Origin of the sequence: Micromonospora radicis, assembly GCF_003583405.1 — a bacterium.
Taxonomy (GTDB): Bacteria; Actinomycetota; Actinomycetes; order Mycobacteriales; family Micromonosporaceae; genus Micromonospora; species Micromonospora radicis.
This window is the reverse complement of sequence record NZ_QXEC01000027.1, coordinates 53,057-75,696: the sequence shown is the minus strand read 5'-3', so window position 1 is coordinate 75,696 and position 22,640 is coordinate 53,057. Positions and strand designations below refer to the sequence as shown.

The 22,640-nt window shown below is 70.4% G+C and carries 18 protein-coding genes, 1 tRNA gene and 1 other RNA gene; 13 read left to right on the top strand and 7 right to left on the bottom strand.

Going from position 1 to position 22,640, the window contains the following annotated elements:
- Positions 1-171: 171 nt before the first annotated feature.
- Positions 172-1,410, top strand: coding sequence for a Shedu anti-phage system protein SduA domain-containing protein (locus D2L64_RS22720; protein ID WP_119579232.1), 1,239 nt, complete (start codon positions 172-174; stop codon positions 1,408-1,410).
- Between the two features lie 205 nt (positions 1,411-1,615).
- Here D2L64_RS22720 and D2L64_RS22715 read toward each other — a convergent pair.
- Positions 1,616-1,700: transfer RNA gene (locus D2L64_RS22715), tRNA-Ser, on the bottom strand.
- An 82-nt stretch (positions 1,701-1,782) separates the two neighbouring features.
- Between D2L64_RS22715 and ffs the strand changes: the two genes are divergently transcribed.
- The 9 genes from ffs to D2L64_RS22670 all read left to right on the top strand — a co-directional run bounded on the left by ffs (position 1,783) and on the right by D2L64_RS22670 (position 12,185).
- Positions 1,783-1,872, top strand: an RNA gene (gene ffs / locus D2L64_RS22710) — signal recognition particle sRNA small type.
- Between the two features lie 154 nt (positions 1,873-2,026).
- On the top strand, positions 2,027-4,735 hold the full coding sequence (locus D2L64_RS22705; protein WP_119579231.1) for a DNA polymerase III subunit gamma and tau: 2,709 nt from the start codon (positions 2,027-2,029) through the stop codon (positions 4,733-4,735).
- Positions 4,736-4,931: 196 nt separating this feature from the next.
- Entirely contained in the window at positions 4,932-5,240 is a 309-nt protein-coding gene (locus D2L64_RS22700) for a YbaB/EbfC family nucleoid-associated protein (RefSeq protein WP_233559097.1), read from the top strand.
- 8 nt (positions 5,241-5,248) lie between these two features.
- Positions 5,249-5,842, top strand: coding sequence for a recombination mediator RecR (recR, locus tag D2L64_RS22695; protein WP_119579229.1), 594 nt, complete (start codon positions 5,249-5,251; stop codon positions 5,840-5,842).
- Between the two features lie 417 nt (positions 5,843-6,259).
- A complete protein-coding gene (locus D2L64_RS22690; RefSeq protein WP_119579228.1) occupies positions 6,260-7,921 on the top strand; it encodes an ABC transporter substrate-binding protein in 1,662 nt (553 codons plus the stop codon).
- Positions 7,922-7,999: 78 nt separating this feature from the next.
- A complete protein-coding gene (locus D2L64_RS22685) occupies positions 8,000-9,004 on the top strand; it encodes an ABC transporter permease (RefSeq protein ID WP_119579227.1) in 1,005 nt (334 codons plus the stop codon).
- On the top strand, positions 9,001-9,969 hold the full coding sequence (locus tag D2L64_RS22680) for an ABC transporter permease (protein WP_119579226.1): 969 nt from the start codon (positions 9,001-9,003) through the stop codon (positions 9,967-9,969). The genes D2L64_RS22685 and D2L64_RS22680 overlap by 4 nt, the downstream gene beginning before the upstream one ends.
- Positions 9,970-10,032: 63 nt before the next feature.
- A complete protein-coding gene (locus tag D2L64_RS22675) occupies positions 10,033-11,085 on the top strand; it encodes an ABC transporter ATP-binding protein (RefSeq protein ID WP_119579225.1) in 1,053 nt (350 codons plus the stop codon).
- Positions 11,082-12,185 (top strand): ABC transporter ATP-binding protein, encoded by a 1,104-nt coding sequence (locus D2L64_RS22670; RefSeq protein ID WP_119579224.1) that lies wholly within the window; start codon positions 11,082-11,084, stop codon positions 12,183-12,185. Before D2L64_RS22675 ends, D2L64_RS22670 begins: the two co-directional genes overlap by 4 nt.
- Positions 12,186-12,249: 64 nt before the next feature.
- On the opposite strand, the gene D2L64_RS22665 is transcribed toward D2L64_RS22670, so the two are convergent.
- On the bottom strand, positions 12,250-12,696 hold the full coding sequence (locus D2L64_RS22665; RefSeq protein ID WP_119579223.1) for a hypothetical protein: 447 nt from the start codon (positions 12,694-12,696) through the stop codon (positions 12,250-12,252).
- On the bottom strand, positions 12,678-13,337 hold the full coding sequence (locus tag D2L64_RS22660; RefSeq protein ID WP_119579222.1) for an HNH endonuclease family protein: 660 nt from the start codon (positions 13,335-13,337) through the stop codon (positions 12,678-12,680). The genes D2L64_RS22665 and D2L64_RS22660 overlap by 19 nt, the downstream gene beginning before the upstream one ends.
- Before the next feature lie 108 nt (positions 13,338-13,445).
- On the opposite strand from D2L64_RS22660, the gene D2L64_RS22655 reads away from it, so the two are divergent.
- On the top strand, positions 13,446-14,837 hold the full coding sequence (locus D2L64_RS22655) for an MFS transporter (protein WP_119579221.1): 1,392 nt from the start codon (positions 13,446-13,448) through the stop codon (positions 14,835-14,837).
- Positions 14,838-14,861: 24 nt separating this feature from the next.
- Here the strand turns inward: D2L64_RS22655 and leuA are convergent, their stop codons facing one another.
- From leuA to D2L64_RS22640, 3 genes are all read right to left on the bottom strand, one after another.
- Positions 14,862-16,649: a 2-isopropylmalate synthase gene (leuA, locus tag D2L64_RS22650; protein ID WP_407663176.1), complete on the bottom strand. Its 1,788-nt coding sequence runs from the start codon at positions 16,647-16,649 to the stop codon at positions 14,862-14,864.
- Positions 16,650-16,866: 217 nt separating this feature from the next.
- Positions 16,867-17,418, bottom strand: coding sequence for a nitroreductase family protein (locus D2L64_RS22645; protein WP_119579220.1), 552 nt, complete (start codon positions 17,416-17,418; stop codon positions 16,867-16,869).
- An 84-nt stretch (positions 17,419-17,502) separates the two neighbouring features.
- On the bottom strand, positions 17,503-18,360 hold the full coding sequence (locus D2L64_RS22640; protein ID WP_233559095.1) for a hypothetical protein: 858 nt from the start codon (positions 18,358-18,360) through the stop codon (positions 17,503-17,505).
- Positions 18,361-18,582: 222 nt separating this feature from the next.
- Between D2L64_RS22640 and D2L64_RS22635 the strand changes: the two genes are divergently transcribed.
- Complete coding sequence (locus D2L64_RS22635; RefSeq protein ID WP_119579219.1) at positions 18,583-19,848, top strand: aspartate kinase; 1,266 nt, start codon at positions 18,583-18,585, stop codon at positions 19,846-19,848.
- Between the two features lie 5 nt (positions 19,849-19,853).
- Positions 19,854-20,912: an aspartate-semialdehyde dehydrogenase gene (locus D2L64_RS22630; RefSeq protein WP_119579218.1), complete on the top strand. Its 1,059-nt coding sequence runs from the start codon at positions 19,854-19,856 to the stop codon at positions 20,910-20,912.
- Positions 20,913-21,103: 191 nt separating this feature from the next.
- Here D2L64_RS22630 and D2L64_RS22625 read toward each other — a convergent pair whose 3' ends face one another.
- The gene (locus D2L64_RS22625) at positions 21,104-22,522 is read right to left on the bottom strand and encodes a sensor domain-containing diguanylate cyclase (protein WP_119579217.1); all 1,419 of its coding nucleotides are present in this window, start codon (positions 22,520-22,522) and stop codon (positions 21,104-21,106) included.
- Between the last annotated feature and the right edge of the window lie 118 nt (positions 22,523-22,640).

Below are 22,640 nucleotides of genomic sequence, written 5' to 3'. Positions count from 1 at the left end.
TCAGATGATCACTGATGAGCTGCGAGCCCTCACGCTCGGGCCGGACTCAGCCGCGAACCCCGCTCAACTTCGAAGAGCCAGGATGACTAGGCATCTGCGACGGACGTTGGCTGTCCGGGGTCGACTGCGGGTCGACCCCGGACTGTCATACCTGCGGCTCATCATGTAGGCGTGGAGGTCAGAGCAGATTGGGCGCTTGAGCTGCAATTGAAGCAGATTGACGACATTGCAAGCCGCGAGGAGGTGAAGGCTGCTGTCAATGCTGTAATAGCGCACCTCAATAGTGGCAGCAGGAACCGCAGAGGTGGTCGAGCATTGCTCACGCTCCTCGGGGACGCTCGTTATGAAGCCGCGACGGCTGACGAGTGGCAGGTCGTGAGGCTCCTTCAAGATTCGATCGACTACGCAGAGGGGCGGATTACGAAACACGAGTTTGAGGAGCGCTACCGGCTGTTTCAAGATGGAAACGTTCGTGCAGGCGGTCTGTTGAAGCTGACTGCCAACGTTCTCTCGTCTGCTTGTGAACTTGCTGCTCGTGAGGGTCGGATGTATGTAGAGGCGAATCCCGATGCGAGTGTTCAGGAGGTCTTAGCCAAGATTCAGTCTCTTGGCGAAGATGCAAGGCTAATGGTGGCCCCAGAGGACACCCCAGGTCGCTACCGCATAATCCGGGGAAGCGCCGAAACGGCGCTGTGGCTCGAACGAGTCTTGCGCGGTGGCCGAGTGGATGTCGAGGATGCGCACGATGTTGCCAGCTCGCTTGCAGTATCACCAGAGGCCATGGCCGTTCTTGCGGCAGACACGGAAGGGAAGCTGCTCTTCCGGGCTGCGGAACTTCAGGAACGTGCCCAAGGGCTGAAGTTGCTGCGTGGTGTCATCGAGGATCCCCAGGCGTCGGAGCATGACCTCCAACGGTCCTTGCAGGGGCAGCCGTGGATTTTTGGAGGCAGATTCGTGGGCGAGGCTGCTCATCGCAGGCTTGTTCCGGGCGATGAAGTAGATATCCCGTTAGTCCGTGGTGATGGGGCGCTGCACGTCGTTGAATTGAAGCTCTCGATGCGGTTGGGGGGAGTCCTGGTCAAAAGGCATAGGAATGCGTGGGTGCCGACCTCCCTGGTGCATGACGCCGTTGGGCAGGCTGTGAACTACCTCGTTGGGCTTGATGAGAACCGTGAGAGGATTCGTCGTGAGTTCGGCATCGAGACGCGACGCGCAAGCGCAGTGGTGCTGATCGGGCACCCGGCGCTACAGCCGGATGTGCCGGAGGAGGAAATAAACGAGACTCTTCGTACCTTCAACACCCACCTCAACCGAGTCGAGGTGCTTACCTACAAGGAACTCGTGGACAGCGCGGAGCGCTCGCTAGGCGGCAGTCTCAACGGCGCTGGCGTCAGCGAAGGTTCGAGTTAGGTGTTCCGGGCGCCCTGGATGCTGTCGGCCAGTGCGGGTTGCGCGTCTTGACGGGGAACCCAGGGTTTGCCGGCAGGTGCCCGGAAGGTAGGAGGGCGGCCCATCTACCTCGACTGAGACGATGACTGAGACGAGAGCGCCGCAGAGACAACGAGGGCCGGTCCCTCGGTGGGGCCGGCCCTGTCGTTCGTGTTGCTCTGGCGAGCGGAGGATACGAGATTCGAACTCGTGAGGGTGTGAACCCAACACGCTTTCCAAGCGTGCGCCCTAGGCCTCTAGGCGAATCCTCCACGAGACAGGATACAGGTCTCCTTCGGCCCGCCTACCCCACCACCCCCTGAAGATCCATCGTGGGTCGGGTAGGCTGGTCGGTACCTCCCGTGCGGCGGTATCTCGTGAACCTCCCCAGGGCCGGAAGGCAGCAAGGATAAGCGAGCTCTGCCGGGTGCACGGGGGGCCTTTTTGTCTCACGTCCCCGTGCTCCGCCTGATCACGTAGCCGCGAGACCGTCGCCAGGGGCCTGGTGCCCGGGTGCCGACGCAGGTACCCGGCGGGGTGGGTGGTCAGTCGGGCGCGGGCAGCGGAGAATGGCGCGGTCGAGAGGAGGCGGGACGCCGTGGCACTGGCGCTCTACCGCAAGTACCGGCCGCGTACCTTCGCCGAGGTAATCGGGCAGGAGCACGTCACCGAGCCGCTGTCGCAGGCGCTGCGCAGCGGGCGGCTCAACCACGCGTACCTCTTCTCCGGGCCGCGCGGCTGCGGCAAGACCTCCAGCGCCCGGATCCTGGCCCGCTCGCTCAACTGCGAGCACGGTCCCACCCCGGAGCCCTGCGGCACCTGTGACTCCTGCCGCTCGCTGAGCGGCGACGGGGCCGGCTCGATCGACGTCATCGAGATCGACGCGGCCAGCCACGGTGGTGTGGACGATGCTCGTGAGCTGCGGGAGAAGGCGTTCTTCGCGCCGGCCAACAGCCGGTTCAAGATCTATGTCATCGACGAGGCGCACATGGTCTCGTCGGCTGGCTTCAACGCCCTGCTCAAGCTGGTCGAGGAGCCGCCGGAGTACGTCAAGTTCATCTTCGCCACCACCGAGCCGGAGAAGGTCCTCGGCACCATCAAGTCGCGGACCCACCACTACCCCTTCCGGCTGATCCCGCCGAAGGTGCTGCGGCCGTACCTGGAGCAGTTGACCGAGGCCGAGGGGGTGCAGGTCGAGCCGGCGGTGTTCCCGCTGGTGGTCCGCGCCGGTGGGGGCAGCGCCCGGGACAGTCTCTCCGTACTCGACCAGCTCATCGCCGGTGCCGGCCCGGACGGCGTCAGCTACGCGCGGGCCGCCGCGCTGCTCGGTGTCACCGACGCGGCGCTGATCGACGAGATGTGCGACGCCCTGGCCGCCGGGGACGGCGCCGCCGCGTACGCCACCGTCGACCGGGTCGCCGAGGCCGGGCACGACCCCCGTCGGTTCGCCTCCGACCTGCTGGAACGCCTGCGTGACCTGATCGTGCTCCAGCAGGTTCCGGACGCCGTCGCCAAGGGCCTGATCGACGGGCCGGACGACCAGATCGAGCGGATGACCGCCCAGGCCCAGCGGCTCGGCCCGGGCACCCTGTCCCGCTGCGCTGACATCGTGCACGACGGCCTGGTGGAGATGCGCGGCACCACCGCACCCCGGCTGCTGCTGGAGTTGATCTGCGCCCGGATGCTGCTGCCCGGCGTCGACGATTCCACCGGCGGCCTGTTGCAGCGCCTCGAACGGCTGGAACGCCGGCTCACCCTCGCCGGCGCCGACGTGCCGCCGCCGGCCGCCGACTCCGCGCCGCCCACCGTCGCCCCGGCGGTACGCCCCCAGTCTCCCGCCGAGTCCGCGGCTAGCGCCGCGACGAGGCCTCGGACCGCCGGCGAGCCGGCGGCGCCCGGCGCCCCGGCGGCCCAGGGGTCGCCAGCCGCCCCGGCCGGGCTGGCCGCCGCCCGTGCCGCCGCCGGCGCCGGTGTTCGCGGTTCCGCCGCCAGCGCGGGTGGTCGAGGACCGGCCGCCGATCGTGGCGGTGCCGACCAGGGCGCGGCAGTCGAGAACGGCGGTGGCCGGGCAACGGCCGCCGCCCCGACCACGGGTACGACCGGGACGCCGCCCGCGCGCCGTCCGGTGCCGGACTCGGCGGTGATGCCCGATCCGGTCACGCCCGAGCCACCCCGGCCCGGTGCGGCGAAGCCCGGCGCGCTCGACGCCGCCGCGGTGCGCCGGATCTGGCCCGAGGTGGTCGGCAAGGTCGGCCGCAAGAGCAAGAAGGTCGCCGCCTGGGCGCGGGAGGCCACGGTGCGCGAGGTCGATGGCCAGACACTGGTGATGACCTTCCGTTATCCCTTCCACGCGCAGGCCCTCTCGAACGAGCCCGATCTGTTGATCGAGGCGCTGTACGAGGAGTTGGGTGACCGCTGGCAGATCCGGTGTGAGGTGGCCGGCGAGCGCGGCGGGGGTGCGACTGGCGGTTCTCGGGCCGGTACCGCGCCGGCTCCGGCCCGTTCCACCTCGGAGCGGGCGAGCCCGACGACGTCCGAGCGGGCGAACGGCGCGGCGGGCACCGGGCGCTCCGGTGGACCGTCCGGGTCGGAACGGAGCGTGCCGACCCGGTCCGGCGAGGGTGCCGGTTCGGCCGACAGTGGTGCGGCGCCCGCCGACGACCAGGGGTGGCCGGAACCGGCCCGCCCGGGCGGCTCGGCCCCGACCACCGAGGCGGCGGCGGACGAGTGGCCGGAGGCGGCTCGTCCGGGTGGCCTCTCCGCCGGGCGTGACGCGGTGCCGGGCGGGGACGCGGCGGACCTGTCTCCGGCCGCGGTGAGCGTCCCCTCCGCCGGTCCGCGACCGGCCGGTACGGCCTCCGCCGGTCCGCGACCGGCCGAGCGGGCCGCGGCCTCGGCCGCGTCGAGTGGACCGGCGGCAGCGCAGTCGCCCGGGTCGGGGGCGCCGTCCAACGGGGGGACCGGGGGATCCCCGGTGAGCAGCGCGATCGCGGCAGCCCGTGCGGCGGCGGCCGGGCGGGGTGGGCGTACCGCCCCGGCGGCGCGGCCGACCGCGGACGCCGAGTTCGCCGGTGAGCCGCCGTACGACCCGGATTTCGACGGTCCGGCCGGCGGCGGCGCGGCCCGGCCCGGCGGTGCCCAGCCGGCTGCCTCACCGGCCTACGAGGGCTTCGATCCGGGCGACGAGCCGCTGGACGAGATCATCGACGAGAAGACCGCCCGCGAGTCGAGCGAGCAGCAGGCGGTCCGCCTGCTGCGCGAGGCGTTCGCCGCCACCGAGAAGATCAGCGAGGTGGACACCCGCTAGCGGTTTCGTCGCGACGGTGGCCACCTGAGGTCTGGGTGACCGTCGTCGTGGCGAAACTGTTCGCGGGAACGGTGGCGACCGACCTTGGCGCGGGTGTGCGGCGCACGGGGTGGGGTCGGTGGGGGCCGTTAGGGTGGGCGGTGGTCACGTAGCCGAGTCAAGGGGAGCCGTCGTGCGGCCTGGTGGACAGCCGAACATGCAGCAGATGCTGAAGCAGGCGCAGAAGATGCAGCAGCAGATCGCCAAGGCGCAGGCCGAGTTGGCCGAGGCCGAGGTGACCGGCACCGCCGGCGGTGGCCTGGTCACCGCGACGGTCTCCGGTGCCGGCGAGGTCAAGAGCATCAAGATCGATCCGAAGGCCGTCGACCCGGAGGACGTGGAGACCCTGGAGGACCTCGTCGTCGCGGCGCTGCACAACGCCAGCGAGGCGGCCCGTGAGCTGACCGAGCAGAAGATGGGCCCGGTCGCGGGTGGGATGGGCGGCCTCGGCCTGCCCGGGTTCTGAGCCCGAAGATGTACGAGGGTGCCATCCAGGATCTGATCGACGAGTTGGGGCGGCTGCCGGGCGTGGGTCCGAAGAGTGCCCAGCGGATCGCCTTCCACGTCCTCTCCGCCGACCCGGCCGACGTCAACCGGCTGGCCGGCGCGTTGCGCAAGGTCAAGGATCTGGTGCGGTTCTGCACCAGTTGCTACAACGTCGCCGAGTCCGAGCAGTGCCGGATCTGCCGCGACCCGCGCCGCAGCGACGAGGTGGTCTGCGTGGTCGAGGAGCCGAAGGACGTGGTGGCGATCGAGCGGACCGGTGAGTTCCGTGGGCGCTACCACGTGCTCGGCGGGGCGATCAACCCGTTGGAGGGCATCGGGCCGGACAACCTGCGCATCCGGGAGCTGATGGCCCGGCTCGGCACCGGTACGGTCCGGGAGCTGATCCTGGCCACCGACCCGAACACCGAGGGCGAGGCGACCGCCACCTACCTGGCGCTGATGGTCAAGCCGATGGGCATCGCGGTCACCCGGCTGGCCAGCGGGCTGCCGGTCGGTGGCGACCTGGAGTACGCCGACGAGATCACCCTGGGGCGGGCGTTCGAGGGGCGCCGAGCCGTGTAGGGCCGCCGGTCGGGCGCTCCGCGTCCGGCCGCGAGCCCGGTCACCAGCCGTGTCCGACCCGCCGTCCCGGTGACGGCGGGTCGTCGCGTTCGAGGGTGGCGGTGCCGTCGGTGCCGTACGGCTGACCGCCGGGTCAGTGGACCGGTGCGGACGGGGTGATCGGGCTGGCTTTGGTGTGACAGTCGGGCGATCGACCGCTCCGTGCATGTAACAGAATGATATCGATTGGTAGGGGCTATTAGACACTTATGACCGATTGACTTCTCGCCGTGTTACGTCGGCCGGTCACTAAGGACACGATCCGGTACCAAGAGCTTCCCGCGCCGTTTCCGGGCAGTCCGAACGGGAGCTATGGTCACCGCCATCGGTGACCCTGTCACCACGTTGTCCGTACCCCCTAGGACGAGGTGAAGCACCATGCGTGCATCCAGGCCGAAGGTCGCTATCGCGGCCGTGGCGGCCGCGGCCCTCGCGGTAGCAGGCTGTGCCGAGAGCGACCGCGATGGTTCCGGCGGTAGTAACAAGGACACCCTCGTCTTCGGCGTAGCCGGAGACCCGAAGGTGCTCGACCCCAGCTTCGCCAGCGACGGTGAGTCGCTGCGCGTGGCCCGTCAGGTGTTCGAGACCCTGGTCCGCCCCGAGGAGGGTGGCACCAAGGTCAGCCCCGGCCTCGCCGAGACCTGGGAGCCGGACGCCGCCGGCACGACCTGGACGTTCAAGCTGCGTTCCGGCGTCAAGTTCCACGACGGCACCGACTTCAACGCCGAGGCCGTCTGCGTCAACTTCGACCGCTGGTACAACGCCAAGGGCCTCATGCAGAGCCCGGACGTGACCGCGTACTGGCAGGACATCATGGGTGGCTTCGCCGCCAACGAGGACGACACGCTGCCGGACAGCCTCTTCAAGTCCTGCACGGCCACCGACCCGACCACGGTCAGCCTGGCCTTCACCCGGGTCTCCAGCAAGATCCCGGCCGCCCTGATGCTGCCGTCCTTCTCCATCCACAGCCCGAAGGCGCTGCAGGAGTACGACGCCAGCAACGTCTCGGGTAGCGCGGACGACATCAAGTACCCGGCGTACGCGACCGAGCACCCGACCGGTACCGGTCCGTTCAAGTTCAAGTCCTGGGACATCCCGAACAAGACGCTGACCCTTGAGCGCAACGAGGACTACTGGGGCGAGAAGGCCAAGCTCAAGAGCCTGATCTTCCGCACCATCTCGGACGAGAACGCCCGTAAGCAGGAGCTGCGCTCCGGTGGCATCCAGGGCTACGACCTGGTCGGCCCGCCGGACGTCGAGCCGCTGAAGAACGAGGGCTTCAACGTCCTGACCCGCCCGGCCTTCAACATCCTCTACCTGGCGATCAACCAGAAGGGGAACCCGAAGCTGGCCGACCTGAAGGTCCGGCAGGCGCTCGCCCACGCGATCAACCGGCAGGCCCTGGTCGACTCGAAGCTGCCCCCGGGCGCGCAGGTCGCGGTGAACTTCTTCCCCGACACCGTCGAGGGCTGGAACGGCGACGTCACCAAGTACGAGTACGACGTCGAGAAGGCCAAGGCGCTGCTGGCCGAGGCCGGCGCTGCGGACCTGACCCTGCGGTTCCACTACCCGACCGAGGTCACCCGGCCGTACATGCCGAACCCGAAGGACCTGTTCGAGCTCGTCTCGGGCGACCTCCAGGCGGCCGGCATCAAGATCGAGCCGATTCCGCTGAAGTGGAGCCCGGACTACCTCAACGCCACCACCTCCGGTAACAAGCACGACCTGCACTTCCTCGGGTGGACCGGCGACTACGGCGACGGCTACAACTTCATCGGCACCTTCTTCGACCGGCAGAAGGACGAGTGGGGCTTCAACAACCCGGCCCTGTTCGAGAAGTTCAAGCAGGCGGACAGCACCGCGGACCAGGCGGCCAAGATCGCGCTCTACAAGGAGCTGAACGCCGACATCATGAACTTCCTGCCCGGTGTGCCGATCTCGCACTCGCCGCCGGCCATCGTGTTCGGCAAGGACGTGACCGGGGTCAAGGCGAGCCCGCTCACCGACGAGCGGTTCTCCACCGCCGAGTTCAAGTCCTGACCTGACGCACCGACCGCGGGCGGACGCTGTTACCCACAGCGTCCGCCCGCGATCCCCTGCACACCCTTCGAGGCCGCCGTGATCCGGTTCATCGTCAGACGCCTGCTGCAGCTGATACCCACCCTGTTCGGGCTCTCCATCCTGTTGTTCATCTGGCTCCGGCGGCTGCCCGGCGGCCCCGAGACCGCCATCCTCGGCGAGCGGGGTACGCCCGAGATGCGGGCCGCCATTCGCCGTAACCTCGGCCTCGACGAGCCGATCCTGATCCAGTACGGCCGGTTCGTGCGGCGGCTGATCCGGCTGGATCTGGGCACCTCGATCTCGACCAAGCGTGAGGTCACCACCGAGTTCCTCCAGCGCTTCCCGGGCACCGTCGAGTTGACCGTCACCGCGTTGGTGATCGCGATCGGCATCGGTATCCCGCTGGGTTACCTGGCCGCCCGCCGACGCGGCCGGTGGCTGGACCACCTGTCGGTCGGCGGCTCGCTGATCGGCATCTGCATCCCGGTCTTCTTCCTGGCGTACATCCTCAAGGCGATCTTCTCCGAGAACCTGGGCCTGTTCCCGTCCAGTGGCCGGCAGGATCCGACCCTCGGCGCCACCCGGATCACCAACTTCTTCGTGCTGGACGGCCTGATGACCCGGGAGTGGGACGCCGCCGCGGACGCGCTCTGGCACCTGATCCTGCCCGGCATGGCACTGGCCAGCATCCCGCTGGCGATCATCGTCCGGATCACCCGGGCCAGCGTGCTGGAGGTCCTGAACGAGGACTTCGTGCGTACCGCCGAGGCGAAGGGCCTGACCGAGAACGTGGTCCGGCGCCGGCACGTGCTGCGTAACGCGATGCTCCCGGTGGCCACCTCGATCGGCCTGCTCACCGGTGGCCTGCTCTCCGGGGCGGTGCTCACCGAGACGGTCTTCGCGTTCAGCGGCATCGGCGCCTTTCTGGCCGACTCCATCAGTCAACGCGACTACCCGGTCCTGATGGGCTTCATCATGATCATCGCGGTGGTCTACGTGTTGGTGAACCTGATCGTGGACCTCTCCTACAGCCTGATCGACCCGAGGGTGAGGGTCCGATGACGATCATCAGCGGGAAGAAGCGCGAGAAGATCGACCGGCTCGCCGAGTTGGCCGCCCGGGACGAGGAGCGCGGCGTCAGCCTCTGGCAGGACGCGTTCCGCCGGCTGCGGCGCAACCCGGCTGCCATCGTCGGCGCCGTCATCCTGACCATCTTCGTTCTGGTCGCGGTCTTCGGGCCGTTCTTCGTGCCGTACAGCCCGAAGGACACCATGGGCATCCGCGAGGGGGTCGTCCGGGTCGGCCAGGGCCTGATCCCCGGGCACTCCGCCGAGCACTGGCTGGGCTACGACCACCAGGGCCGGGACGTGTTCAGCCGGATGGTCGTCGGGGCCCGGCAGACCCTGCTGGTCGGCGTGGTGGCCACCCTGATCGGTCTGGCCGCCGGCGCGATGATCGGCGGCGTCGCCGGTGCCGCCGCCGGGCTCGGCGGTCGGTGGGGGCGCTGGGTGGACGCCACCCTGATGCGCTTCATCGACATGCTGCTGGCGCTGCCCAGCCTGCTGCTCGCGGTGAGCATCGCCGCGCTGCTCGGGCCGAGCCTGACCACCGTGATGATCGCGGTCGGCATGGTGTCGGTACCGGTCTTCGCCCGACTGCTGCGCGGCTCGATGATCGCCCAGTCGAACAGCGACTACGTGCTGGCCGCCACCTCGCTCGGCGTACGCAAGTCGAAGATCGCCCTGACCCACGTACTGCCGAACTCGCTGGCCCCGGTCATCGTCCAGGCCACGCTGACCCTGGCCACCGCGATCATCGAGGCCGCCGCCCTGTCCTACCTGGGCCTCGGCAACCCCGACTCGGCCCTCCCCGAGTGGGGAGTGATGCTCGCCGACGCGCAGCAGTGGCTGGGTATCCGGCCCGCGCTGGCCATCTACCCGGCGGTCGCCATCATCATCACCGCGCTGGGCTTCACCCTGCTCGGTGAGGCGATGCGTGAGGCCCTCGACCCGAAGCTGCGGAAGTAGGTGTGGCGGGCATGAGAAGCGCGCTGGTGACCTCCGTGGCCGTGAACGAAAGGGCGGTGCGGCATGGCACTGCTTGATGTCGAAGAGTTGTCCGTCACCTTCTCCCGGCGCGGTCAGCGCACCGTACGGGCTGTGGACGGGGTCTCCTTCTCGGTGGATGCGGGCCAGGTGGTCGGCCTGGTCGGTGAGTCCGGCTGCGGCAAGTCGGTGACCTCGCTGGCGATCATGGGTCTGCTGCCCAGGCAGCCCGGCCTCCAGGTCGGCGGCAAGGCGGTGTTCGACGGCACCGACCTGCTCCAGCTCGACGACCGGTCGCGGCGGGACATCCGGGGCCGGGACATCGCGATGATCTTCCAGGATCCGCTGTCGTCGCTGAACCCGGTCATCCCGATCGGTCTGCAGGTGACCGAGGTGCTCACCCGGCACCGCGGGCTGAAGGGCGCCACGGCGGCCAAGGAGGCCGCCCAGCTGCTCGACCGGGTCGGCATCCCGGACCCGAAGCGGCGGCTCAAGGAGTACCCGCACCAGCTCTCCGGTGGGATGCGCCAGCGCGCGCTGATCGCCATGGCGGTGGCCTGCCAGCCCCGGCTGCTCATCGCCGACGAGCCGACCACGGCGCTGGACGTCACCATCCAGGCGCAGATCCTGGAACTGCTCAAAGACCTGGTCCGGGACTCCGGCACCGCGCTGGTGATGATCACGCACGACCTGGGCGTGGTGGCCGGCATGTGCGACACGATCAACGTGCTGTACGGCGGTCGGGTGGTGGAGACCGCCCGGCGACGTCCGCTGTTCCGTCAGCCTCGGCACCCGTACACCGTGGGGTTGCTCGGCTCGGTGCCGCGTCTGGACGCGGGGCGCGGGGAACGTCTCAACCCGATCCCCGGTTCGGTACGGGACCTGCTCCCCTGGGCGGACGGCTGTGCCTTCGCGCCGCGCTGTACCCGGCGAGTGGACGCCTGCGTCGGTGAGCCGCCGGAGCTGGTGCGCACGCACGACGCACGCAGCTACCGTTGCGTCAACCCGGCCCCGCTGCCGGGCGTGACCCCGCAGCCGCAGCCCACCGAGGCGACCGGGCCGGCGCCGGCCGCCGAGGATGAGGTGGAGAAGGCATGAGTGAGCGCGACATGCTCGTCGAGGTACGGGATCTGAAGGTGCACTTCCCGATCAAGCGGGGGGTGCTGTTCGACCGTACGGTCGGTCACGTGAAGGCGGTCGACGGCGTCGACCTGGCCATCGCGCGCGGCAAGACCTACGGCCTGGTCGGCGAGTCCGGGTGCGGCAAGTCCACCCTCGGGCGGGCGCTGCTCCAGCTGACTCCGCCGACCGCCGGTGAGGTGAGCTTCGACGGGGTCGAGCTGACCAAGCTCGCGCCCGGCAAGCTGCGCGCGATGCGCAGGCGGATGCAGATGATCTTCCAGGATCCGATGTCCAGCCTGGACCCGCGGCAGAACGTCGAATCGATCCTGACCGAGGGGCTGCAGACGCACGGCATCGGTGGCGACCGCGAGGGCCGCCGGAAGATCATCGCGGAGACGTTGGACAAGGTCGGGCTGCCCCGCTGGGCGTTGTCCCGCTATCCACACGAGTTCTCCGGTGGCCAGCGGCAACGCATCGGCATCGCCCGCGCGCTGGTGCTGGGGCCGGAGCTGATCGTTGCCGACGAGCCGGTCTCGGCGCTGGACGTCTCGATCCAGGCCCAGGTGGTCAACCTGCTCGACGAGTTGCAGGAGAGCCTCGGCCTGACCTACCTGGTGATCGCGCACGACCTGGCGGTGGTCCGGCACATCTCCGACACGGTCGGCGTGATGTACCTCGGTGCCCTGGTCGAGGAGGCACCCAGCGACCGGCTCTACACCGAGCCGTTGCACCCGTACACCCGGGCGCTGATGTCGGCGGTGCCGGTGCCGGACCCGGACGTGGAGGATCGCCGGGAACGGATCCTGCTCGCCGGTGACCTGCCCTCGCCGGCCAATCCCCCGGCCGGATGCCGGTTCCACACCCGCTGCCCGTGGGCGCAGCCGACCCGCTGCGCGGACGAACGGCCGGCGCTGCGGGAGATCGGCGACAGTCGGGTCGCCTGCCACTTCGCCGAGCGGATCGCCAGCGGGGAACTGCGGCCGCACAAGGTGAGCGTGGAGATCGTCCGGCCGGAGGGCGAGGGCGAGGAGCCCGGCGTGGTCTCCGCCCCCAGCGAGCCCGGTTCGTTCGTGTGAGGGAGGGCCCCTTCCGGCGCCCGAGGTGTCGGAAGGGGCCCTCCTGGCGATCGTGCCGCCGGCCTCAGCCCTCGGGGCGGTTCAGCAGGCCGACCGCGATGTCGTGCACCGCGTCCAACGCGGTGGCGTCGTCCAGCGGGGCCCTGCCGCCGGTGACCACGTACCACTCGTCGGCGTCCTTGTACTGCACGTGCAGGGTGACCTGGCCGTCGGCGAGTTCGGTGCGCAGGGTCAGCTCGCCGGTGACCACGCCGACCTCGTCGGTCATCACCCCGCCCGGCCCGGGCACGATGTCGGTGGTACGGCTCTGCGGGCCGGTCGACCCACCGGCGTCGGCGGTCATCCCGGCTCCCGGCACCTCCACCTCGCTGGCGGCGGCACCGTCGACGGTCATCCCGGCCGTGGTCGGACCCGGACTGCCGGTCGCCGCCGCCGCGTCCTCTCCGCCGGCGTCCGGCACCTGCTCGGCCGCCGGGCCGCCGTCAGCGCCGGTTACGGCTTGCTCTCCCATGTGCAGCCCTCCAACATGTCGGCCAACGCGGCCTTCTCGGCACTGGTCACCGTCAGCTGCCAGTGATGCTTGACCGCCACCCAGTCGCCAGCGTATTGGCACCAGTACGACTGGTTCGGCGGTTTCCACTGGGACGGATCCTGGTCACCCTTTGCCCGGTTGGAGGAGGCGGAAACCGCGAAGAGCTGCGGTCGATCGAGGTCGTTGGCGAAGTCGCCCCGCTTGGCGTTGTCCCACTCGTCGGCCCCCGACCGCCAGGCGTTGGCCAGCGGGACCATGTGGTCGATGTCCACCTGGGACGGATCGGTGAAGCTGCGTCCGTCGTACACGCTCTCCCACCGGCCGCCGACCACGTTGCAGCCGGAGTGCTGGATGTCCTTGCCGTCGCGTTCCAGCACGGTGTCCCGGACGTCGCAGTTCTGGCCGGTCTTGCGCCAGTGGGGGAACTTGCTACGGCTGTAGCCGCGCATCGGGTTGGCCTCGGCGACGGTGAGCTGAGAGAGCATCTGGTTGGCGCTGCCACCGTCGCTGGTCGGCGTCACCTCCGGCTCTTCGAGTGGGACGCAACCGGCCGCGCCGAGGGTCAGCGCCGCGGCGAGCGCGAGCGCCCCCAGGGCGCGCGGTCCTGATCTGGTACGCAAAGACGACACCTCTCCAGCTTGCGGGCTTTCGGCGATCCCGCACAGTACCCGGGCGGGGTTTCGGCGTTTCGTAGTGTCTGGCAGATGGCGCACGGCAGATTGGTACCCATGCCTGAACCCGCACCCGCCCTCCGGATCAACACGGCCGCCGGCCGGGGCACCCTGGCCGCCGCCGTCCTCGCCTCCGGCATGGTGTTCCTGGACACGACGGTGGTCAACGTGGCGTTGCCGCGACTCGGTGCCGACCTCGGCGCCTCCGTCGCCGGCCTACAGTGGACGGTCAACGGCTACCTGCTCACGCTCGCCGCGTTCGTCCTGCTCGGTGGGGCGCTCGGGGACCGGTTCGGGCGGCGGCGGATCTTCCTGCTCGGCGTGGTCTGGTTCACCGTCGCCTCGGTGCTCTGTGGGCTGGCCCTGCGTACCGACTGGCTGGTGGCCGCCCGGTTTCTCCAGGGCGTCGGCGGTGCCCTGCTGACTCCGGGCTCGCTGTCGTTGCTCCAGTCCAGCTTCCACCCGGACGATCGGGCGAAGGCGATCGGGGCGTGGTCCGGATTGTCCGGCGTCTCCACCGCGCTCGGCCCGTTCATCGGTGGGTGGCTGATCGACGCGCTCTCCTGGCGGTGGATCTTCTTCCTGAACCTGCCGCTGGCGGTGCTGGTGGTGCTGGCCGCCGTGCGGTGGGTGCCGGAGAGCCGGGACGAGACCGCGTCGCGGACGGCGGGGGAGGGCCGGCGGTTCGACGTGGCCGGTGCGCTGCTCGGTGCGCTGGCGCTGGCGGGCGTCACGTACGCCCTGGTCGACGCCCCGGGCCGGGGCTTGCGCTCGCCGCAGGTGGCGGTGGCGGTCGTGGCCGCGGTGGTCGCCGCGGTGCTGTTCGTGCTGGTCGAGCGGCGGCGCGGCGAGACGGCGATGCTGCCCACCGGGCTGTTCGGCAGCCGGCTGTTCTCGGTGCTGAACATCTTCACCGTGCTGGTGTACGCCGCTCTCGGCGGGTTCACCTTCTTCTTCGCCGTCTACCTGCAGAACGTGGTCGGCTGGTCGGCGCTGGCCACCGGGCTCGCGTTGCTGCCGACCACCCTGCTGTTGCTGGTCGGCTCACCGAGCGCGGGCGCGCTGTCCGCCCGGATCGGCCCACGGTTGCTGCTGCTGCGTGAGGTCGGCCCCGGTGCGTCGTACTGGCGTGAGGTGTTGCCCGGGGTGGCGATGTTCGGCGCCGGACTGACCATGGTGGTGGCACCGCTGACCGCTTCGGTGCTGGCCGCCGTCGCCAACCGCTTCGCCGGGGTGGCCAGCGGCTTCAACAACGCCGCGTCGCGGGTGGGCGGCCTGCTCGCGGTCGCCGCCCTGCCGCTGTTGGTGGGGCTCACCGGCACCGGATACGAGCAGCACGCCGAGTTGACCGCCGCGTACCGGGGCGCGTTGCTGTGGTGCGCCGGGTTGCTGCTGGTCGGTGCGGCCATCGCCGCGGTGCTCGTCCACCGTCCACGCCGCCAGCCGTAGCCGGTGGGCCGGGTGCCCCCTGTCTCACCCCTCCTGGCGGTGGGCGCGGTTGATGGCGCTGGTGACCGCCTTGATGGAGGCGGTGACGATGTTGGCGTCCATCCCGACGCCCCAGACCGTCCGGCCGTCCACCTCGCACTCGACGTACGCGGCGGCCTGCGCGTCACCGCCGGAGGAGAGCGCGTGCTCGTGGTAGTCGAGCACCCGTACCGCCACACCGGCGGAGCCGAGCGCGTTGACGTACGCGTCGATCGGACCGTTGCCGATCGCGGTGAGCGCGCGCGGCTTTCCGGTCAGCCCCACCTGCGCGGTGATCTCGACCTTGCCCTCCGCGGTGCCGATGGCGTACTCGGTCAGCGTCACCATCGGATCGATCTGGTGGTCGATCAGGTACTGCGAGGCGAAGATCTGCCACATGGTGGCCGGGGCGACCTCGCCACCGTCGTGGTCGGTGACCTGCTGCACCACGCCGGAGAACTCGATCTGGAGCCGGCGCGGCAGGTCGAGCTGGTGCTCGGTCTTCATGATGTACGCGACACCGCCCTTGCCGGACTGCGAGTTGACCCGGATCACCGCCTCGTAGCTGCGGCCCAGGTCCTTCGGGTCGATCGGCAGGTAGGGCACCGCCCAGGTGAACTCGTCGACCGGCACGCCGGCCGCCAGGGCGTCGGCGTTCAGTGCGGCGAAGCCCTTGTTGATGGCGTCCTGGTGCGAGCCGGAGAAGGCGGTGTAGACCAGGTCACCGGCGTACGGGTGGCGCTCGTGCACGGGCAGCTGGTTGCAGTACTCGACGGCTCGCTTGACCTCGTCGATGTCCGAGAAGTCGATCATCGGGTCGATGCCCTGGGAGAACAGGTTCAGGCCCAGCGTCACCAGGTCGACGTTGCCGGTGCGCTCGCCGTTGCCGAACAGGCACCCCTCGATCCGGTCCGCGCCGGCCAGCAGCCCCAGCTCGGCGGCGGCCACCCCGGTACCCCGGTCGTTGTGCGGGTGCAGGCTGAGTACCAGGCTGTCGCGGCGGGGCAGGTGCCGGTGCATCCACTCGATCGAGTCGGCGTACACGTTCGGCATGGCCATCTCGACCGTGGCCGGCAGGTTGACGATCAGCTTGCGGTCCGGCGTCGGGTCGACGACCTCGATGACCTTCGCACAGACCTCCAGCGCGTACTCCAGCTCGGTGCCGGTGTACGACTCCGGCGAGTACTCGTAGTGGATGTCGGTGTCCGGGGTGTGGATCTCGGCGTACTTCTGGCAGAGCCGGGCGCCGGTGGTGGCGATGTCGGTGATGCCGTCGCGGTCCAGCCCGAACACCACCCGTCGCTGCAGGGTGGAGGTGGAGTTGTAGAAGTGCACGATCGCCCGGCGGGCGCCGCGCAGCGACTCGAAGGTGCGCTCGATCAGGTGCTCCCGGCACTGGGTCAGCACCTGGATCGTGACGTCCTCGGGGATCAGGTCCTGCTCGATCAGCTGCCGGACGAAGTCGTAGTCGGTCTGGCTGGCCGAGGGGAAGCCGACCTCGATCTCCTTGTAGCCCATCTGGACCAGCAGCTGGAACATCCGGCGCTTGCGCTCCGGCGACATCGGGTCGATCAGTGCCTGGTTACCGTCGCGCAGGTCGACCGCGCACCAGCGGGGCGCGACCTCGACCTGTCGGGTCGGCCAGGCGCGGTCCGGCAGCTCGATCCGGAACTGCTGCTGGTACGGCTGGTAGCGGCGGTACGGCATCTGGCTGGGACGTTGCCGGGCGATGGCATCGGACGCAACGTCGGTGGTGCCGGCTGGGTGAGCCATGGCGGAGTTCTCCTGGGTCATGTGACGTCAGCAAAGGAGGTCGGCAGTGGCGCCGAACGGAAAGATCCGGGACAGTGCTGGCGGCGCGGTCCGACTCCGCGACGAGGTGCCGGCCGTCAGGCCTCGTCGCGGCGACCAAGGAGGAGGTGCGCCTTCCACATGACAGAGTGACCCTACGTGATGGTCCCGGGTCTGGGAAGGCTCGTCCGGACTTTGAGACGGAATTCGCACCCTTCGTTCACAGGGTCGAATCTCCGCAGCTCAGGACCAGTTCGTTGAGCGGGTGTCGGTGGCGCAGTGCGGTCTCCTCGGTCAGTAGGTCGGCCGGAAGGCTGAACGGATCGCCTAGTTGCCCGACCGCCACCACCACGTACGGTCGCAGGTCGGCGGGCAGGTCGAGATCGGCGATCAGGCCCGCGCGGTCGAGGCCGGTCACCTGGCGTACGTGCAGTCCGAGCGCGGTGGCCTGGACGGTCAGGTGCGCCACCGCCTGCCCGAGGTCGTACCCCACGAACGGATGGTGGCCGGTGCCGGAGTGCGCGACGAGCACCAGCAGGCTCGCCCGCCCCGCCCAGCGCTGCTCGCCGGGGGGCAGGTTGACCAGGATCCGCTTGAACGATTCGTGGTCGCGGTGCCCGAGCACGAACCGCCAGGGCTGTCGGTTGTCCGTGGAGGGTGCCCAGCGCGCCGCCTCCAGCAGCGTCGTCGCCTCCGCCCGGGTCAGCTCGGCGTTCGCGTCGAAGGCTCGTGGGCTCCAGCGGAAGGCGAGTAGGGGGGTGAGGTCAGTCATGCGAAGAGTGTCCGGTATGGGGTTTTTAGTCGGGCGCCCGGGTCGGGATAAATGTGGGCAAGGGCACCCGTAACGGAACAGTGATCAGGACGTTCCGGGATCCGGAACGGAACCGCTGCCCGGATTGCTGCCGTCCGGGCTTGCACTGTCCGGATTGCTGCCGTCGGGGCTCGCGTCGTCCGGGGCGGCGGGGGGCGCCTCCGCGCCGAGTGGCTCGCCCTCCACCACCGGCCCGGCCAACTGGACCGTGGCCGGGGCCGGCTCGGGCGTCGCGGCGAGCGTCAGTGTGCCGAAGGCGGCGCGTACCGCCGTCGGGGTGCCGTCCGCGTCGAAGCAGTAGATCCCGACGTCCAGCGGCGGGTTGATCGAGGCCGCCGTCGTCTCCACGGAGTAGCACGAGCCGCTCGCCCCGACCGGGGCCATGGCGGGGGAGACGGACAGCGGGGCGCGCCGGTCGGTCAGCACGTCCAGCCAGTCGGTGAACGGATGCTGCACCCGGGGGTCGAGCCGGCGCGGCAGGGTGTCGTCCCGCTCGCCGAGGCGTACGCAACTGGCCGCCTCGGGGCGGCCCGGTGAGGGCAGCGCGCACTGGAACAGCCCGTCGGCCGTCGCCGCGAGTGAGATGTCCGCCGTGCCGCCGAGCGCCCCACCCGGCACGTCCACCCGCCAACTGCCGTCGTTCGCGCTGGTCACCACGATCAGCCGGTCGGCCGCGCCGTCGACCCGCAACGTGTACCGGGCGACCAGGTGCCGATCCTGGGCGGCGGCCGCGAGCGCGGCCAGTTCGTCACGGGCGGCGTCCATCCCCACCGGTCGCGGCGCCGAACTCGGCGGCGCCGGCGGTTCGGCCGGCGGATCGGCGGAGCAGCCGGCGAGGAGTAGAGCGGGCAGGCCGAGGGCGAGTGGGGCGACCAGGCGGTGGAGCGGACGGTGGGCGTACACCCGGCCATTCTCCGCGTTGCAGGTGGCTTCCGGACACCCCGGTAACGCAGCGGTTTCCGGCGTGTCGCGCATCACCTCCGCCGTGGCCGGTAGCCGGATCGTGGGATCACCTGACCCGGCGGTCAGAGCGGACCGATACCCTGAACTCGTCCGACCCGCGCCGCCGGCCCCGGTGCCGGCGGCGTCGGCACGCTCAGGGCAACCGGGAGGGAGTGCGCCGTCGTGGCACTCGTGGTGCAGAAGTACGGCGGATCCTCCGTCGCCAGCGCGGAGCGGATCAAGCGGGTGGCCGAGCGGATCGTCGCGGCCCGCAAAGCCGGCGACGACGTGGTCGTCGTGGTCTCCGCGATGGGCGACACCACCGACGAGCTGCTCGACCTGGCCAACCAGGTCAGCCCGCTGCCGCCCGGGCGTGAGCTGGACATGCTGCTCACCGCCGGGGAGCGGATCTCCATGGCGCTACTCGCGATGGCCATCCACAACCTGGGGTACGAAGCCCGCTCGTTCACCGGCTCCCAGGCCGGCGTGATCACCACCTCGGTGCACGGCCGCGCCCGCATCATCGACGTCACCCCCGGGCGGCTCAAGGGCGCGCTCGACGAGGGAGCCGTGGTGATCGTCGCCGGTTTCCAGGGCGTCTCGCAGGACACCAAGGACGTGACCACCTTGGGACGTGGTGGTTCGGACACCACCGCGGTGGCGCTCGCCGCCGCGCTGCGGGCCGACGTCTGCGAGATCTACACCGACGTCGACGGCGTCTTCACCGCCGACCCGCGGATCGTCCCGAACGCCCGGCACATCAAGCAGATCACCTACGAGGAGATGCTGGAACTGGCCGCCTGCGGCGCGAAGGTCCTGCACCTGCGCAGCGTGGAGTACGCCCGTCGGGCCGAGCTGCCGATCCACGTCCGTTCGTCATACTCGACCAACACCGGCACGATGGTCACCGGATCGATGGAGGAGCTTTCCGTGGAGCAGGCACTGATCACCGGAGTGGCCCACGACCGCAGCGAGGCCAAGATCACCATCGTCGGGGTGCCCGACGAGCCGGGCGCCGCGGCGCGGATCTTCGACACCGTCGCGGGCGCTGAGATCAACATCGACATGATCGTGCAGAACGTCTCCACCGAGGGCACCGGCCGCACGGACATCTCGTTCACCCTGCCGAAGGCCGACGGCCCCACCGCGATGGCCGCGCTCAGCAAGATCCAGGAGACGGTCAACTTCAAGGGCCTGCTCTACGACGACCACGTCGGCAAGGTGTCCCTGATCGGCGCCGGGATGCGCTCGCACCCCGGCGTGGCGGCCGGCTTCTTCGCCGCGCTGGGCCAGGCCGGCGTGAACATCGAGATGATCTCCACCTCGGAGATCCGGGTCTCCGTGGTCTGCCGGGACACCGACCTGGACGCCGCGGTCCGGGCCATCCACGAGGCGTTCGACCTCGGTGGCGACACCGAGGCTGTGGTGTACGCGGGGACGGGACGGTAGCGCGGGTGGCCCGGCTGCCCACCCTGGCCGTGGTCGGGGCGACGGGGGCCGTCGGTACGGTGATGTGTGAGCTGCTCACCGGGCGTCGGAACGTCTGGGGCGAGATCCGCCTGCTGGCCTCGGAACGGTCGGCCGGGCGCAAGGTGCGGTGCCGGGGCGAGGAGTTGACCGTCCAGGCACTCACCGAGGAGGCGCTCGAAGGCGTGGACGTCGCGATGTTCGACGTCCCGGACGAGGTCTCGGCGCACTGGGCGCCGGTCGCGGTACGGTGCGGCGCGGTAGTGGTGGACAACTCCGGCGCCTTCCGGATGGATCGGGACGTCCCGCTGGTGGTGCCGGAGATCAACGCCGCGCAGCTGAACAACCGCCCCCGGGGCATTGTCGCCAACGCGAACTGCACCACGCTGGCGATGATCGTGGCCGTCGCCCCGCTGCACCGCGAGTACGGGCTGCGCGAGCTGGTGCTCGCCTCGTACCAGGCGGTCAGCGGTGCCGGCCAAGCCGGCGCCGACGCCCTGCACGACCAGTTGGTCAAGGTGGCCGGCGACCAGATGCTCGGCTCGCGTACCGGCGACGTGCGGCAGGCGGTCGGTGACGATCTCGGCCCGTTCCCCGCCCCGATGGCGCTCAACGTGGTGCCGTGGGCCGGCTCGCTGGCCGACGAGGCATGGTCGTCCGAGGAGATGAAGCTGCGCAACGAGTCGCGCAAGATCCTCGGGATGCCCGACCTGAAGGTCTCCGCCACCTGCGTACGGGTGCCGGTGGTGACCGGTCACTCGGTCGCGGTGCACGCCGTCTTCGGCACCGAGATCGACGCCGACGGCGCCCGCGGCGTACTGCGCAACGCGCCCGGCGTGATCGTGGTCGACGACCCGGCTGCCGGTGAGTTCCCGATGCCGATCGACGCGGTCGGCACCGATCCCTCCTGGGTGGGCCGGATCCGCCGCGCGCTCGACGACCCCCGCGCGCTGGACTTCTTCGTCACCGGCGACAACCTGCGCAAGGGCGCCGCCCTCAACACCGCCCAGATAGCCGAACTCCTAGCCCACGACCTAACCCCCTGAACCCCCCTCCCCGCGCCCCGCCCTCCCTCTCGGCCGCGGCGTGGCCCGCCCCTCCCCGCGACTCACAGATCTTGCACTTTCGGTCGCCGCTTTGGGGGCTATCGCCCGGTATGCCGAGACCGAAAGTGCAAGATCGCGCGGATCAGGGGCAGGGACGGGGGCAGGGGCGGGGGCGGGGTGGGGAGAGGGGGTTAGGCGGCGGAGAGGTGGACGCCGTCGCGGCCCTGGCGTTTCACGGCGTAGAGGGCCTGGTCGGCGCGGCGCAGGGTCAGTTCGGGGGACTCGCCGGGGCGGGGGAGGGCGACGCCGACGCTGATCGTGCGGCCGATCCGGCGGGCGGCCTCGGTGAGCCGCTCGGCGACCCGGACGGCCTCCTCGGGACGGCTGACCTCGATCACCGCCACGAACTCGTCGCCGCCGATGCGGTACAGCTCGTCTCCCTGGCGCAGCGCGCCCTCCAGGGCCCGGGCCAGACCGACCAGCACCCGGTCGCCCGCCTGGTGGCCGTAGGTGTCGTTGACCGTCTTGAAGCCGTCCACGTCGATCGCCAAGAGGGCGGTACGCCCCGGGGTGGCGGTGGCGATCCGCTGACCGAACGGCCCGGTGTGCCGCAGCCCGGTGAGCGGGTCGGAACTGGCCTGCTCGCGGAGCCGCTCCAGGGTGCGCAGCCGATCCAGGCAGCTCCACGCCTGCCCGGCGAGCAGTTCCATCAGGTTGACCGTGCGCGGATCAGGGCGCAGTAGCCGTTCGTCGGCGACCAGCAGCACCCCGCCGCGACCGGGTGGCCCGACCGGCACCGCCACCAGCGTGCGTACCCCGGCCCGGACCAGTGGCACGTGGTCCTCGGTGGGCGGGTGACCGGCCTCGCCCAGGGTGTGACCGGTGCCGTACCGGTGTACCCGGTCGATGATGCGGCGCAGCGCCGACGGCCCCGCCTCGGTCAGTTCGGCGCGCATCCGGGCCTCCAGCTCGCCGGGGACCGTCGTGGGCTCCCCGAGCCGCGGGCCGCCACGCCCGGAGAGCACCAGTACGGCCGCGTGGAGGGCGGACACGTCCCGGGCGGCCCGCATCGCCACGGCCAGAAGATCCCACTCGGTGGTGGCGGCGGTCATCGCGTTCGCGTGCCGGAGCAGCTTCTCGCTGCGGCTCTCGGCCGGGCCGCCGAGCGCTACGATCCGGGCGCCGAGCCGGCCGGCGACCCGTTGGGCGGTGACCTGCCAGGCCGCCAGCTCCGCTGGACCGGTCCACTGCAGGTCGAGTACGCCGATCGGGCGGCCCGCCGGGTCGAGCACCGGTACGCACACCTCGGCGGTGACGTCGGGGCGTACCGGAATGTGGTCGGGGTCGACGGTGACGTCCGGGACGATCTCGGCCCCGCCGCCGGAGTAGACCCGGCCGACGACGCCGGCGTCCGGGGCCACGGTGGCGAAGACCTGCCAGGAGCCGGTGGCCGCGACGCAGCGGAGCCGCCCGTTGACGTGCAACAGCACGGCGATGGTCGCGGGGGTGTACCGGGCCAGGGCGTCGACGGTCGTCTGACAGACCTCGGCGACGGTCGACGCCATGGGCAGGCGGACCGTGACGTCACGGATGACTTGCTGGTGATCCACTCGCACGTCGTTCCAGGTCGGGTACGGTCCCGGCCGGTGCCGGGTCGCCGATCAAGCGTACTCATATCGGCAGTGAGCAGGCGTTCTTCGTACACATGTGCTATCCACAGGGTGTGGA

Coding starts and splice junctions, on each gene's coding strand:
- D2L64_RS22700 (WP_233559097.1), top strand. CDS start 4,932: ATGCAGCAGATGCTGAAGCAGGCGCAGAAGATGCAGCAGCAGATCGCC.
- recR (WP_119579229.1), top strand. CDS start 5,249: ATGTACGAGGGTGCCATCCAGGATCTGATCGACGAGTTGGGGCGGCTG.
- D2L64_RS22690 (WP_119579228.1), top strand. CDS start 6,260: ATGCGTGCATCCAGGCCGAAGGTCGCTATCGCGGCCGTGGCGGCCGCG.
- D2L64_RS22680 (WP_119579226.1), top strand. CDS start 9,001: ATGACGATCATCAGCGGGAAGAAGCGCGAGAAGATCGACCGGCTCGCC.
- D2L64_RS22675 (WP_119579225.1), top strand. CDS start 10,033: ATGGCACTGCTTGATGTCGAAGAGTTGTCCGTCACCTTCTCCCGGCGC.
- D2L64_RS22670 (WP_119579224.1), top strand. CDS start 11,082: ATGAGTGAGCGCGACATGCTCGTCGAGGTACGGGATCTGAAGGTGCAC.
- D2L64_RS22665 (WP_119579223.1), bottom strand. CDS start 12,696: ATGGGAGAGCAAGCCGTAACCGGCGCTGACGGCGGCCCGGCGGCCGAG.
- D2L64_RS22655 (WP_119579221.1), top strand. CDS start 13,446: ATGCCTGAACCCGCACCCGCCCTCCGGATCAACACGGCCGCCGGCCGG.
- leuA (WP_407663176.1), bottom strand. CDS start 16,649: ATGACCCAGGAGAACTCCGCCATGGCTCACCCAGCCGGCACCACCGAC.
- D2L64_RS22645 (WP_119579220.1), bottom strand. CDS start 17,418: ATGACTGACCTCACCCCCCTACTCGCCTTCCGCTGGAGCCCACGAGCC.